9 protein-coding genes are annotated in these 14,072 nt (G+C 68.1%); 8 read left to right on the forward strand and 1 reads right to left on the reverse strand.

What is annotated here, in order from left to right; all coding sequences use genetic code 11:
• Positions 1 to 306 precede the first annotated feature (306 nt).
• From ACFW2Y_RS08140 to ACFW2Y_RS08150, 3 genes are all read left to right on the forward strand, one after another.
• A complete protein-coding gene (locus tag ACFW2Y_RS08140; RefSeq protein ID WP_384875217.1) occupies positions 307 to 987 on the forward strand; it encodes a helix-turn-helix transcriptional regulator in 681 nt (226 codons plus the stop codon).
• Between the two features lie 48 nt (positions 988 to 1,035).
• Complete coding sequence (locus tag ACFW2Y_RS08145; RefSeq protein WP_384875220.1) at positions 1,036 to 2,118, forward strand: inositol-3-phosphate synthase; 1,083 nt, start codon at positions 1,036 to 1,038, stop codon at positions 2,116 to 2,118.
• Positions 2,119 to 2,193: 75 nt separating this feature from the next.
• A complete protein-coding gene (locus ACFW2Y_RS08150) occupies positions 2,194 to 3,453 on the forward strand; it encodes an MFS transporter (RefSeq protein ID WP_384875223.1) in 1,260 nt (419 codons plus the stop codon).
• Positions 3,454 to 3,537: 84 nt separating this feature from the next.
• Here ACFW2Y_RS08150 and ACFW2Y_RS08155 read toward each other — a convergent pair whose 3' ends face one another.
• Entirely contained in the window at positions 3,538 to 4,980 is a 1,443-nt protein-coding gene (locus ACFW2Y_RS08155; RefSeq protein ID WP_384875225.1) for a CCA tRNA nucleotidyltransferase, read from the reverse strand.
• A gap of 181 nt (positions 4,981 to 5,161) precedes the next feature.
• On the opposite strand from ACFW2Y_RS08155, the gene ACFW2Y_RS08160 reads away from it, so the two are divergent.
• From ACFW2Y_RS08160 to ACFW2Y_RS08180, 5 genes are all read left to right on the forward strand, one after another.
• Entirely contained in the window at positions 5,162 to 7,579 is a 2,418-nt protein-coding gene (locus tag ACFW2Y_RS08160) for a DUF6049 family protein (protein WP_384875319.1), read from the forward strand.
• Positions 7,580 to 7,624: 45 nt separating this feature from the next.
• Positions 7,625 to 9,847: a murein biosynthesis integral membrane protein MurJ gene (murJ, locus tag ACFW2Y_RS08165; protein ID WP_384875228.1), complete on the forward strand. Its 2,223-nt coding sequence runs from the start codon at positions 7,625 to 7,627 to the stop codon at positions 9,845 to 9,847.
• A 117-nt stretch (positions 9,848 to 9,964) separates the two neighbouring features.
• Positions 9,965 to 11,662 (forward strand): protein kinase family protein, encoded by a 1,698-nt coding sequence (locus ACFW2Y_RS08170; RefSeq protein WP_384875231.1) that lies wholly within the window; start codon positions 9,965 to 9,967, stop codon positions 11,660 to 11,662.
• Positions 11,663 to 12,317: 655 nt separating this feature from the next.
• The gene (sigM, locus tag ACFW2Y_RS08175) at positions 12,318 to 13,019 is read left to right on the forward strand and encodes an RNA polymerase sigma factor SigM (RefSeq protein WP_384875233.1); all 702 of its coding nucleotides are present in this window, start codon (positions 12,318 to 12,320) and stop codon (positions 13,017 to 13,019) included.
• Positions 13,016 to 13,969: a hypothetical protein gene (locus ACFW2Y_RS08180; RefSeq protein WP_384875236.1), complete on the forward strand. Its 954-nt coding sequence runs from the start codon at positions 13,016 to 13,018 to the stop codon at positions 13,967 to 13,969. The genes sigM and ACFW2Y_RS08180 overlap by 4 nt, the downstream gene beginning before the upstream one ends.
• Positions 13,970 to 14,072: the final 103 nt, after the last annotated feature.

Genomic DNA, 14,072 nt, shown 5'->3' on the forward strand with positions numbered 1-14,072 from the left:
AAATGCGCACGGACGGAGCCCCATCAGAGGTCCCCCGTACCGCAGCCGGTCACCCGCAGCACTGACGCCCCAGGGCATCGCTCGGTTCCCGGTGGTCTGCATGCCGCACAGACTACGCACGGCCAAAACCCACCTAGAGCCGAACTTCCCCTCAAATCGGTCAACTGGATCGTCATGAATTGATGATGTGATGCCGGTCACGGTGGGTCCGCTTGTCGAGACGGAGAGGTCGTTCTATCGTGCTGATGTATCGACTCGATACATCAGCACGGCATAAGGGCCCCGAAGCAGAGGAGGAGACGACGGATGAGCAGACGCTCCGGCATCCTCGAATTCGCCGTCCTCGGTCTGCTGCGCGAGGCCCCCATGCACGGCTATGAGCTGCGGAAACGCCTCAACACCTCGCTGGGCGTCTTCCGGGCCTTCAGCTACGGAACGCTGTACCCCTGCCTCAAGACGCTGGTCGCCAACGGCTGGTTGATCGAGGAACCGGGCAGCGCCCCCGAGGAAGCCCTCGCCGCCTCCCTCGCAGGACGCCGCGCCAAGATCGTCTACCGGTTGACCCCGGCAGGTAAGGAGCACTTCGAGGAGCTCCTCTCCCACACCGGCCCGGACGCCTGGGAGGACGAGCACTTCGCGGCTCGCTTCGCCTTCTTCGGGCAGACCGAGCGTGAGGTGCGGATGCGCGTCCTGGAGGGCCGCCGCAGCCGGCTGGAGGAGCGTCTGGAGAAGATGCGCGCTTCCCTGGTGCGGACGCGGGAACGCCTGGACGACTACACGCTTGAGCTACAGCGCCACGGCATGGAGTCCGTGGAGCGCGAAGTGCGCTGGCTGAACGAGCTCATCGAGAGCGAGCGGGCGGGACGGGATCAGCGATCCGGTCCCGCGGCCCCCGCTCTGCACGACAACGATTCTGGAGAAACGGGCGGCCTGCCCCGGCACGGGGGCAGTACCCGGCCGGATCCGTCCGATGACACCGCCAAGTGAAACCCTGCGCACAGCAGGGCTTCCACGATCACACAGGGAGCAACCGGAATGGGTTCGGTTCGCGTAGCCATCGTCGGCGTGGGCAACTGCGCCGCCTCGCTGGTGCAGGGCGTCGAGTACTACAAGGACGCCGACCCGGCGGCCAAGGTGCCCGGCCTGATGCACGTCCAGTTCGGCGACTACCACGTCGGTGACGTGGAGTTCGTCGCCGCCTTCGACGTCGACGCGAAGAAGGTCGGCCTCGACCTCTCCGACGCGATCGGCGCCAGCGAGAACAACACCATCAAGATCTGTGACGTCCCGAACAAGGGCGTCACGGTCCAGCGCGGTCACACGCTCGACGGTCTCGGCAAGTACTACCGCCAGACCATCGAGGAGTCCGCCGAGGCGCCGGTCGACGTCGTCCAGATCCTCAAGGACCGCGAGGTCGACGTCCTCGTCTGCTACCTGCCCGTCGGCTCCGAGGACGCGGCGAAGTTCTACGCCCAGTGCGCCATCGACGCCAAGGTCGCCTTCGTCAACGCCCTTCCGGTCTTCATCGCCGGCACCAAGGAGTGGGCGGACAAGTTCACCGAGGCGGGCGTCCCGATCGTCGGCGACGACATCAAGTCCCAGGTGGGCGCGACCATCACGCACCGTGTGATGGCGAAGCTGTTCGAGGACCGCGGTGTCCGCCTTGAGCGCACGATGCAGCTCAACGTCGGCGGCAACATGGACTTCAAGAACATGCTGGAGCGCGACCGCCTGGAGTCCAAGAAGATCTCCAAGACGCAGGCCGTCACCTCGCAGATCCCGGACCGCGAGCTGGGCGACAAGAACGTCCACATCGGCCCGTCGGACTACGTGGCCTGGCTGGACGACCGCAAGTGGGCGTACGTCCGCCTGGAGGGCCGCGCCTTCGGCGACGTCCCGCTGAACCTGGAGTACAAGCTCGAGGTGTGGGACTCCCCGAACTCCGCGGGTGTCATCATCGACGCCCTGCGTGCCGCGAAGATCGCCAAGGACCGCGGCATCGGTGGCCCGATCCTCTCGGCCTCCTCGTACTTCATGAAGTCCCCGCCGGTGCAGTACTTCGACGACGAGGCCCTCGCCAACGTCGAGAAGTTCATCAAGGGTGAGGTCGAGCGCTAGAGCGCCCCTCTCCTGTCGATCGAGGGTCCCCGCGGCACTGCCCGGGGACCCTCCTCGTATGTGAGTCTTGCTGCCATGTCCGTCGTACGTGATCTGCGCGTACTCCTGCGCCTGACGAACTTCCGCCGCCTACTCGCCGTCCGGCTGCTCTCCCAGTGCGCCGACGGCGTCTATCAGGTGGCCCTGGCCACGTACGTCGTCTTCTCCCCCGAGAAGCAGACCTCGCCCACCGCGATCGCCTCCGCCATGGCGGTACTCCTGCTCCCGTACTCACTCGTCGGCCCCTTCGCCGGAGTGCTCCTGGACCGTTGGCAGCGGCGCCAGGTCTTCCTGTACGGCAACCTCCTGCGCGCCCTGCTCGCCTGTGGAACCGCCGTCCTCGTCCTCGCTTCGGTACCGGACTGGCTCTTCTACGGCTCCGCCCTCTCGGTCACCGCCGTCAACCGCTTCGTCCTCGCCGGGCTCTCGGCCTCCCTTCCGCGGGTCGTCGACGAAGGGCGTCTCGTCGTGGCGAACTCCCTCTCGCCCACGGCCGGCACCCTCGCCGCGACCCTCGGCGGCGGCCTCGCCTTCGGCGTCCGCTTGCTCTCCGACGACTCCGACGCGGTCGTCGTGACCTTCGGCGCCGTGCTCTACCTCTGCGCCGGCCTCGCCTCCCTGCGGATGTCACGGGAACTCCTCGGCCCCGACCCCGGCCCCGTTCCCCAGCCCCTCGCCTCCGCCGTGAAGTCGACGGCCCGAGGCCTGCTCGCGGGGCTACGGCACCTCGCCGAGCGACGGGCCGCTGCCCGAGCCCTCGCCGCAGTGGCCTTCATGCGCTTCTGCTACGGCGCCCTGCTCGTCACCGTGCTGATGCTCAGCCGCTACGCCTGGAGCTCCACTGAATCAGAGGGGCTCGGCCTCCTCGGACTCGCCGTCGCGGCTTCGGGCGCCGGCTTCTTCGCAGCCGCCGTCCTCTCCCCCTGGGCAGTCGGGCGGTTCGGCCCCTTCGGTTGGATGATCGTGTGCACGGCGACGGCTGCCGTGCTCGAACCGGCACTCGGCCTCACCTTCGCCCCGACGCCGTTCCTCGTCGCCGCCTTCGTCCTCGGGCTCACCACCCAGGGAGCGAAGATCGCCACGGACACCGTCGTCCAGACGGCGGTGGACGACGCCTATCGAGGACGGGTCTTCTCCCTCTACGACGTGCTGTTCAACGTCGCCTTCGTGAGCGCGGCAGGCGTCGCGGCCCTGATGCTGCCGCCCGACGGACGGTCGCCGCTCCTGGTCGTCCTGGTGGCCGTGATCTACGCGACGATCGCCTTCACCCTGTACCTGGAACGCAAGAAGGGGTGACGTTTCACGTGAAACATCACCCTCCGTAAGCAGACGGGGTCGTGTTTCACGTGAAACACGACCCCGCACGAACAGCGCTTGGGCTCAGCCGCGCGCTTCCCACCACTCCTTGAGGGCGACGACGGCACGATCGTGCTCCATCGGCCCGTTCTCCAACCGGAGCTCCAGCAGGAACTTGTACGCCTGACCGATGGCCGGGCCGGGGCCGATGCCCAGGATCTCCTGGATCTGATTGCCGTCGAGGTCGGGGCGGATCGCGTCCAGCTCCTCCTGCTCCTGAAGCTGGGCGATCCGCTCCTCCAGACCGTCATAGGTCCGGGAGAGCGCCGCCGCCTTGCGCTTGTTGCGGGTGGTGCAATCGGAGCGGGTCAGCTTGTGCAGACGGGAGAGCAGGGGCCCCGCATCGCGGACGTAACGACGCACCGCCGAGTCGGTCCACTCGCCGCTCCCATAACCGTGGAAGCGCAGGTGCAGCTCCACGAGGCGCGAGACGTCCTTGATCATCTCGTTGGAGTACTTGAGCGCGGTCATGCGCTTCTTGGTCATCTTCGCGCCCACCACTTCGTGGTGGTGGAAGGAGACCCGGCCGTCCTTTTCAAAACGACGGGTGCGTGGCTTGCCGATGTCATGGAGAAGGGCGGCAAGCCGCAGCACCAGGTCGGGGCCTTCCTCCTCCAGGCCGATCGCCTGCTCCAGGACGGTCAGGGAGTGCTCATAGACGTCCTTGTGGCGGTGGTGCTCATCGCTCTCCAGCCGCAGGGCCGGCAGCTCGGGCACCACGTGCTCGGCGAGTCCCGTTTCCACGAGGAGCCCGAGCCCCTTCCTGGGGTGGGTCGAGAGCAGCAGCTTGTTGAGCTCCTCACGGACCCGCTCGGCGGAGACGATCTCGATGCGACCGGACATCTCCTTCATGGCGGTGACGACCTCGGGGGCGACCTCGAAGTCCAGCTGCGCGGCGAACCGGGCGGCCCTCATCATGCGCAGGGGGTCATCGGAGAAGGACTCCTCCGGCGTGCCGGGGGTCCGCAGGACCCGGGCCTCAAGGTCTTCCAGACCGCCGTACGGATCGATGAAATCCTTCTCGGGAAGGGCAACGGCCATGGCGTTGACGGTGAAGTCACGCCGAACGAGGTCCTCCTCGATGGACTCGCCGTAGGACACCTCGGGCTTGCGCGAGGTACGGTCGTACGCCTCCGAGCGGTACGTGGTGACCTCGATCTGGTAGCCCTCCTTCTGGGAGCCGACCGTCCCGAAGGCAATGCCCACCTCCCACACCGCATCGGCCCACGGGCGGACGATCTTCAGCACGTCCTCGGGGCGGGCGTCGGTGGTGAAGTCCAGGTCGTTGCCGAGCCGCCCGAGCAACGCGTCCCGTACTGAGCCGCCGACCAGCGCGAGGCTGAACCCGGCCTCTTGGAAACGGCGGGCGAGATCGTCGGCGACGGGCGACACGCGCAGCAGTTCACTGACCGCGCGGCGCTGCACCTGGCTCAGTTCAGTCGGGGTGTCTTCGTTGGCGTTCGGCACAACAGAAGAGGGTACGTGCCCCGGATCGCCCCGACGCCACAGTTTTCCCCCGGGCAGCACGCCCGCGCCCACCGCCTGGAGCAGTCCCCGGCACTTGCCCCCAGCAAGCCTCGTTACCATGCCTGGACACAGCAACCGAGCAACCACCGACACCACAGACAACGACGAGGACGGGCGAGGCGTGGCCGAGGCGGCAGACATCCAGGGAACCCGTCCCTCACCTGCCCGCCGATGGCTGCGGCGTACGGTCACCGTCGCCTTCGGGGCACCACTCCTCGCCGGCCTGCTCCAGGCACCCGTCGCTTCCTCCCCGGCGATCGCAGCCGAAGACGGCACCGGTTCCAAGACCGTCGATGTGTCCCTCGACACGCTGACTCCCAGCGCGCCCGTCGAAGGAGACACCGTCACCGTCACCGGCACGTTGACCAACCGGGGCAAGACAACCATCACCGACGCGACCGTGAATCTGCGCGTCGGACCGCAGATGACGAGCCGCAGCGAGATCGAGCAGGTCACACGGCGCACCGGTTACCGGAGCGACAGCGACCCGGCTCCCCTGAACGGCGCACCCGCCCTTGAGATCCCCCGCCTCGGCGTCGGCCTCAGCACAGAGTTCTCCCTGTCGGTGCCCGTCTCCAAGCTCGGGTTCAGCAAGGAGGGCGTCTACCAGCTGGGCGTCTCCCTCACCGGGCAGACCTCGGACAAGCGGTACGACCGGGTGCTCGGCATCGAGCGGACCTTCCTGCCGTACCAGCCCGAAGCCGCGGAGAAGAAGACCCAGCTCACCTACCTCTGGCCGCTGATCGGGTCCGCGCACGTCTCGGCGGAGACGGCCACGGACGATCAGCAGACACCGGTCTTCGAGGACGACGACCTGGCGGCCGAGCTACGGCCGGGCGGGCGCCTGGAGCAGCTGGTCTCCCTGGGCAAGGACCTTCCGGTGACCTGGGTGATCGATCCGGACCTGCTGGCCTCCGTCGACGCCATGGCGAACGGGTACCGCGTCAAGGACGGGGACCGGAACGTCCACGGAAAGAACCAAGCCGCAGCCGAGCAGTGGCTGGGCGAGCTGGAGAAAGCCGTTCAGGGGCGCAAGGTCGTGGCCCTTCCCTTCGCCGACCCCGACCTGGCCTCCTTGGCCCACCGGGGCAAGGACGTGCCCGGCTCCCTCAGGCACCTCCAGTCGGCGACCACCCTGGCAAGCGTGACGGTCGAAACCGTCCTCCACGTAGAGCCGTCCACCGGCTTCGCCTGGCCCGTCAACGGTGCCGTCGACCCGTCCATCGTGTCGGTCGCCACCTCTGCGGGTGCCGACACGGTGATCGCCCGCAGCGACAGCGTGCGCGACGAGCTCCCCTACACGGCGACGGCGGCCCGCCCGCTGGGCAACGGGAGCACCACGGCCGTGGTCAGCGACGCCCTCCTGTCCACCGCCTTCGAGGGGGACATGGTCCGTGCGGAGAACTCCACGCTCGCGGTCCAGGAATTCCTCGCCCAGTCCTTGGCCATCACCCTGGAGCGGCCGGAGGACCAGCGGAGCATCGTGATCGCGCCGCAGCGGGTGCCGACCGCGGCCCAGGCACAGTCCATGGCGACCGCGCTGCGCGGCCTCTCCGGCCGGCGCTGGTCCCAGCCGAGCGACCTCCTCGCGGCTGCCGCGACCAAGCCGGACCCGGACGCCTCCACCACGGTGCCGAGCAGTTCCCGTTACCCGAAGCAACTGCGTGAGCAGGAACTTCCGGTCCAGGCCTTCCGCGACATGAAGACGACACGGGACGAGCTGAACGACTTCAAGATCATCTTGACGCAGCCGGAACGCGTCGTGCCGCCGTTCGGCAACGCGATCAACCGCGAGATGTCGACCTCTTGGCGCGGTGAGGCCCGGGCCTCCGCCATTTACCGGGACAACGTCCTGAACTACCTGCAGAAGCTGACCAAGGGCGTCCAGCTCGTCGACAAGTCGGACCTCACCCTCTCCGGCCGGAGCGCGACGATTCCCGTGACCGTCCAGAACCAGCTGCTCCAGGGAGTGGACCATCTGGTGCTGCGCCTCACCTCTCCCAACAAGAGCAGGTTGGAGCTCAGCGGTGCCAGGTACACCGAGCTCCCCGTGAAGGTCAGCGCCGGGCACAGCCAGTCGGTGAAGTTCACGGCCTCGGCCAATGTCAACGGCCAGGTACCGATGACGGCGCAGCTCTACACCGAGGACGGCACCCCTTACGGTCAGCCCATGTCCTTCACCGTGCGGGTCTCCGAGATCACTCCCACGGTGATGCTGGTGATCGCCGGCGGTGTCCTCCTCCTCGTCCTCGCCGGTGTGCGCATGTACAGCCAGCGCAAGCGGGTGGCTGCGCGGAACGCCGAAGCCCGGGCAGCGGGGACGACCGGGGGCGGGAGCGCTCCGGAGTCCGGGACGTCCGAGGACGTTCCGTCGGACGGCACCGCGTCGAACGGACCGGAGCAGAAGGGGCCCGGCCGGGACCTGCCCGCCGAAGAGGATCCCGCCCACAAGGGACCCGCGCAGCCGAGTGACCCGGCATCGGACACCGGGGCCGAAAGCGGCGACCCGTCGGGCCCGGGTGAGAAAGTGGACCGTTGAGCAATGTCGTGGCCGGTTGGCCGGAAACGATGAGGTGGGGTAACCATGAACGCGCCGTACGACGGTGACCGCGGCCAGGGCACGGGCGGCCACGCGCCGTCCGGTGGGACGCCCACGCCGCCTCCCGGTTCCGGCCACCCCCCGGTACCTCCTCCGCAGCAAGGCGCCCACGGCCCGCAGGGACAGGATCCCCACGGGCAGAACCCGTACGCCCAGGACCCCTACGTCCAGGACGCCTTCGCCCATGACCCCTACCGGTCCCAGGACGTGTCCGCGCAGGACCCGGTGGTCGAGGCGCTCTACGACCGCGCCGCGCACCCGCCGCCGCCACCCGGCACCTATCAGGACCCCCAGGCGCTCTACCAGCAGCCGGCCGCTTCCCAGCATGCCCCCGACCCCCGGGTGTGGGCCCAGACCCCGGCGCCCGAGCCGGACGGCCCCTCACGCCACCTGCCGTACGGCGACGACGCCCGCACGGTCCAGTTCACCGGGGTCGACGACCTGGTGACCCGGGCCAGTGAGGAGACGCCCGAGCCGGACGCCTTCGCGCACCTGTACCGGGACCAGCAGGCACCCGGTCAGGTGCCTCCGCCCGCCCCGGAGCCGGACCCGCTGCCCCCGCCCGCCCCCAAGAAGTCGGGCCGGGCTTCGGGACTGCTGAAGTCGAGCGCCGTGATGGCAGCCGGCACCCTGGTCTCCCGACTCACCGGTTTCGTCCGCAGTCTGGTGATCACCGGTGCGCTCGGCGCGGCCCTGCTCGGTGACACGTTCACCATCGCTTACACCCTGCCGACGATGATCTACATCCTCACCGTCGGCGGTGGCCTCAACTCGGTGTTCGTCCCCCAACTCGTCCGCTCCATGAAGAACGACGAGGACGGCGGCGAGGCCTATGCCAACCGTCTGCTGACCCTGGTCATGGTGGCCCTCGGCCTCATCGTGGCCGTGGCCGTCTTCGCGGCGCCGCTGCTGATCCGGCTGATGTCGAACACCATCGCCGACGACGTCGCAGCAAACAGCGTGGCCGTGACCTTCGCCCGCTACTGCCTGCCCACGATCTTCTTCATGGGCGTGCACGTGGTGATGGGCCAGATCCTGAACGCCCGTGGCAAGTTCGGCGCAATGATGTGGACCCCGGTCCTCAACAACATCGTCATGATCGTCACCTTCGGCCTGTTCATCTGGGTCTACGGCACCTCTGCCGAGTCCCACATGGGTGTGCGGACCATCCCCGACGAGGGCGTTCGGCTGCTGGGCATCGGCACCCTGCTCGGCCTCGTCGTCCAGGCCGTGGCCATGGTCCCGTACCTGCGCGAGACGGGGTTCCGCTTCCGCCCCCGCTTCGACTGGAAGGGCCACGGACTGGGCAAGACGGTGAAGCTGGCGAAGTGGACCGTCCTCTTCGTGCTCGCCAACCAGGCGGGGGTCCTGGTCGTCACCCAGCTCGCCACGGCCGCCGGTGAGGCGTCCGGGAAGAACGGTGCCGGTTTCCTCGCCTACTCCAACGCCCAGCTGATCTGGGGCATGCCACAGGCCATCATCACCGTGTCCGTCATGGCCGCGCTGCTGCCGCGGATCTCCCGTGCCGCACACGACGACGACCCCGGCGCCGTCCGGGACGACATCTCGCAGGGCCTGCGCAACTCGGCCGTGGCGATCGTCCCGGTCTCCTTCGCCTTCCTGGCCCTCGGTGTGCCGATGTGCACCTTGCTCTACGCCTCCAGCGGCGTCGAGGCGGCCCAGGGCATGGGCTTCATCCTGATGGCCTTCGGGCTCGGTCTGATCCCCTACTCCGTCCAGTACGTCGTGCTGCGCGGCTTCTACGCCTACGAAGACACCCGGACGCCCTTCTACAACACGGTGATCGTCGCCGCCGTCAACGCAGCCGCCTCGGCGCTCTGCTACGTCGTCCTGCCCGCCCAGTGGGCCGTCGTCGGCATGGCCGCCTCCTACGGGCTCGCCTACGCCGTCGGCGTCGGCATCGCATGGCGCCGGCTCCGCAAGCGCCTCGGCGGCGATCTGGACGGCACCCAGGTGCTCCGGACGTACGCACGGCTCTGCATGGCCTCCGTGCCCGCCGCCATCGTCGCCGGCGCGGTCGGCTTCGGTCTGCTGAAGCTGCTCGGCGAGGGAGCCCTGGGCTCGCTCGCCGCCCTGGTGATCGGCGGAGCGGTCCTCCTCGGCGTCTTCTTCGTCGCGGCGAAGCGCATGCGGATCACGGAGCTGAACACCCTGGTCGGCATGGTTCGCGGACGTTTGGGACGCTGAACCGGCAGTCGCGCACAACCATCGACGGGAACCGCATGTCGTGCACAGCGTCCAACTGTGGGCACAATTGGCATGGCTGTTGGATATGGCACAACGGATGGGGAGGCAGGAACGACGGTGGCGGAACGTAGCACGGCTGCCGTCGACGTGGCCGACAACAGCGGTGACGACCCGCTGACCGCCAAGGCGGACACGGCCGCGACCGACGGGGTGGCGGAAGAGCGGAAGACGGCGGAGAAGACCGCCGAGGTCACGGGGAGCAAGGCGGTCGAACGAAAGAGCAGCGATCAGCCGTCCATTGCGGCACCGGAACTGCACAGCGGTCACAAGCTGGCCCGGCGCTACCGGCTGGAGGAGTGCGTCACCCGACTGGACGGCTTCAGCAGCTGGCGTGCCGTCGACGAGAAGCTCCGCCGTGCCGTCGGGGTCCACCTGCTGCCGGCCGATCACCCCCGAGCACGCTCGGTGCTGGCCGCGGCCCGCTCCTCAGCCCTCCTCGGCGACCCCCGGTTCGTCCAGGTCCTCGACGCCGTCGAGGAGAACGACCTCGTCTACGTCGTGCACGAGTGGCTTCCGGACTCCACCGAGCTGACCACGCTGCTCGCGGCCGGCCCCCTGGAGCCCCACGACGCCTACCAACTCGTCAGCCAGGTCTCCCAGGCCATGGCCGCCGCCCACCGTGAAGGCCTCTCCCACCTACGGCTCACCCCGAGTGCCGTCCTGCGCAGCTCCACCGGCCAGTACCGGATCCGGGGCCTCGCGGTGAACGCCGCTCTGCGCGGCATCACCGCCGAACGGCCCCAGCGGACCGACACCGAGGCCATCGGCGCGCTGCTGTACGCCGCGCTCACCCAGCGCTGGCCGTACGAGAGCGACGCGCACGGGCTTTCCGGCCTGCCCAAGGGCATCGGGCTGCTGCCGCCGGACCAGGTCCGCGCCGGCGTTCACCGAGGTCTCTCCGAGATCGCCATGCGCGCCCTCGCCAACGACGGTGCCACCGCCTCGCGGCAGGAGCCGCCCTGCACCACTCCGGACGAGCTGGCCAAGGCCGTCGCGGCGATGCCCCGCGTCAAGCCGCCGGAGCCGGAGTTCCCCACTCCGCCCGAATACCAGCGCACCACCTACCAGCAGGGCACCTACGGCCGCCCGCAACCGCACCCCGCAGTCACCCCACCGGTCGTCGTCCCTCCTCCCCCTTTCCAGAGCCGCACCGGCAAGGTCCTGAAGTGGACCGTAGCCGCCCTGATCATCGCCGCGCTCGGGCTCGGCAGCTGGCAAATCGCCGACCGGCTTCTGAACCAGCACAGCGACGACACCTCGCAGACGACCCAGCCGCAAAACGACGAGGACGAGAAGGCCCCCGAAGCGGACAAGCCCATCAGCATCGTCACTGCGAAAGACTTCGACCCGTTCGGAAACGGCTCGGAGAAGCCCGAGCAGATAAAGAACGTCTTCGACGGCAACCCACAGACCTTCTGGCAGAGCGACTGGTACACCACTGCGGACTTTGGGCGACTCAAGACGGGCATGGGAATCATCCTCGATCTCGGCAAGGTCCAGCCGATCGGGAAGGTGACGGTCTCCTCCATAGGGGACACGTCCATGGAGCTCCGCACCGCCTCTGACCAGACGAATGCGATGCCGACGTCCTTCAGCGCTTACAGCAAGGTCGCTGAGGGCTCTGGTGAAACCATCACGCTGAAGCCCGAAAAGTCCCTCAACTCTCGATACCTCCTCATCTGGTTGACCAAGCTCCCGGCATCGGGCGACGGAACCTTCCGCGGGCGGGTCGTGGACATCAAGGTGGTCAGCTAGAAGACGCCCCAGGAAGCGCGTCCACGGCTCACTCGTGGCAGGACGGGGTGCGGGCAAGGCCGACACGTCAGGGGATCAACTTGCCCACCCGCCGACCGCGTCGACCGAGCCGACCCGACGCAGGGAGCGATCCAGATGGTGTCCCGACCGGGAGGCCACATCGGATGTCTCACGGGACAGTGCGACTTGTCGGCGTACGCCTTTTCTCCGGTTCCTCCATCAGAGATGGTCGGACAACAGCGCCGGAGGGAATCACCGACGCCCCATGCGGTTTTCCCTGCCGTGCACATCGAGCGACATAATCACCACGTTCCCGAATCTCTTCAAATTGAAGAGAACTCTTGGCGATGGAACCGTTCTGCGACTCCGCACTCCACATGTAGCAAAATCATCAGCACCTTGCTCCTCTACTCACAGATCACACCTTCCTCAACCATGCGCTTCTCCATGCCCAGCGGCTCTTCAGGCTCCTGCCACCGCGAGCCGTTATTGACTTCCCGCACATCCACATAACGGTGACCGAACTTCCTCATGCAGTTGCTCCCGTCAGTCATGCCAATGCCGTCGATATAGAAAGCCTCATTTCGGGCTTCCGTATTGCACGGCCCCCAAACCCTCTATAAGGTGCGGGATCATGCAGGAGGGGGTGAGCCGTATGCCAGACGATCGTGGGACCGTTTCCGACCAGGACCTCTTGGCACAGCACCTCTCGGGCGACCCCGACGCCTTTGGCGAGCTCGTCCGGCGCCACCGGGACCGACTGTGGGCCGTTGCCCTGCGCACTCTGGGGGACCGCGAGGAGGCAGCTGACGCCGTCCAAGACGCGTTGATCTCAGCATTCCGAGCCGCCCATACCTTCCGCGGCCAGTCGGCCGTTACGACCTGGCTGCATCGCATCACGGTGAACGCCTGCCTCGATCGGGTTCGCAAGTCCGCCTCCCGCAAGACCTCCCCCGTCGAGGACACCGACCGCTTCGAGCAGCTCCTCGACCCGCACGAGTCAGCCGAAGCCCCCGTCGAGCGTCAGGACCTGCACCGCCAGGTCCTCGCCGCGCTCGCCTCGATCCCCGAAGACCAGCGTGCCGCTCTTGTGCTCGTCGACATGCAGGGATATCCGGTCGCAGAAGCAGCCCGTATCCTCGGCGTCCCCGCCGGAACCGTGAAGAGCCGCTGCGCACGAGGGCGGGCACGCCTCCTTCCGATGGTCACTCATCTGCGCGTCGGCACCGTGGGTAACGAAGCCATCGAAGGGGGAAGGAACCGGACGCCGGGGACATCCGTCCCACCGGTGCCGGGACCACAGGACACCGGACCGACAGATCCAGCTGCTGTGAAGGGCGGAGGTGGGCGCACGTGACTTCCACGGCTGACAGGGCCGACACCACACAGCACCCGGACGTCTCGGAGATCTCCGACCTGACCGAGGGGCTGCTCCCGCCGACCCGTTCTGCGGCTGTGCGGCGCCATGTGGACGGCTGTGCTCTCTGCGGGGACGTACGGTCTTCCCTGGAAGAGATTCGGAGTCTGCTCGGCACGCTCCCCGGACCGTCCCGGATGCCCGCTGACATCGCCGGCAGGATTGATGCCGCCCTCGCCGCCGAGGCACTCCTCAACGCCACCTCACCCGAGGACAACGCCTCTGTTTCACGTGAAACACCGCCTGTCTCGGACGAGGGCCCCTCTCCCGCTAAGCCCGCCCCAACAACGAACCGCCCGACGCAGACCCGGCCGGCCGGACGCCCCGTCGCGTCCACCGGCCCCGGACGCTCCCGTGCGCCCCGTCGCCGCCGGATCGCACTGCTCTCCACGATCGGCGCTGCCTTCGGGGCCGTCCTGCTCGGAACGAGCCTCTACCTCAGTCACACGGGCACGGTGACCGCCGGCAGATCGGCCGACACCAAGAAAGCCGACGCCCTTGCTGAAGCAGCCACCACCGGCTCCTTCTCCGGCGCCCTGATCGAGGACCGCGTCCACGACCTGCTGGCCAAGGAAGTCGCGCCCAAGACCCCGCAGGGCCTCAGCAACGAATCCACCTCCGCTCAGGTCGAAGGCAACAGCTCCCGGCTCAGCGGGGCGGGCGATGTGCCCGAGTGCGTCTTGGCGGGCACCGGCCGCAGCGCCGAGGTGCTCGGGTATGAGCGGGGCGACTATCAGGGAGCACCCGCCTACCTCCTCGTACTGGCAGACCCGGGGGATAACACACGCGTACGCGCCTATGTGCTTACGGCTTCCTGCTCCAACGGGTCCGGGCCGGACGGGCAACCGGTCGCCGATCTCCTGGTCAGCCAGACATATCCTCGTTCCTGACCTCCCTCTCTGCTCGGCCATCGTGCCGCGCGGCGGTCTCGGGAATGCGCGCCCCTTAGGATCCGTTGGGTGGGGTGAGAGCCACCGAGACAATCGCCCCCTA

The sequence above is a fragment of the Streptomyces sp. NPDC058877 genome (assembly GCF_042742855.1).
Taxonomy (GTDB): domain Bacteria; phylum Actinomycetota; class Actinomycetes; order Streptomycetales; family Streptomycetaceae; genus Streptomyces.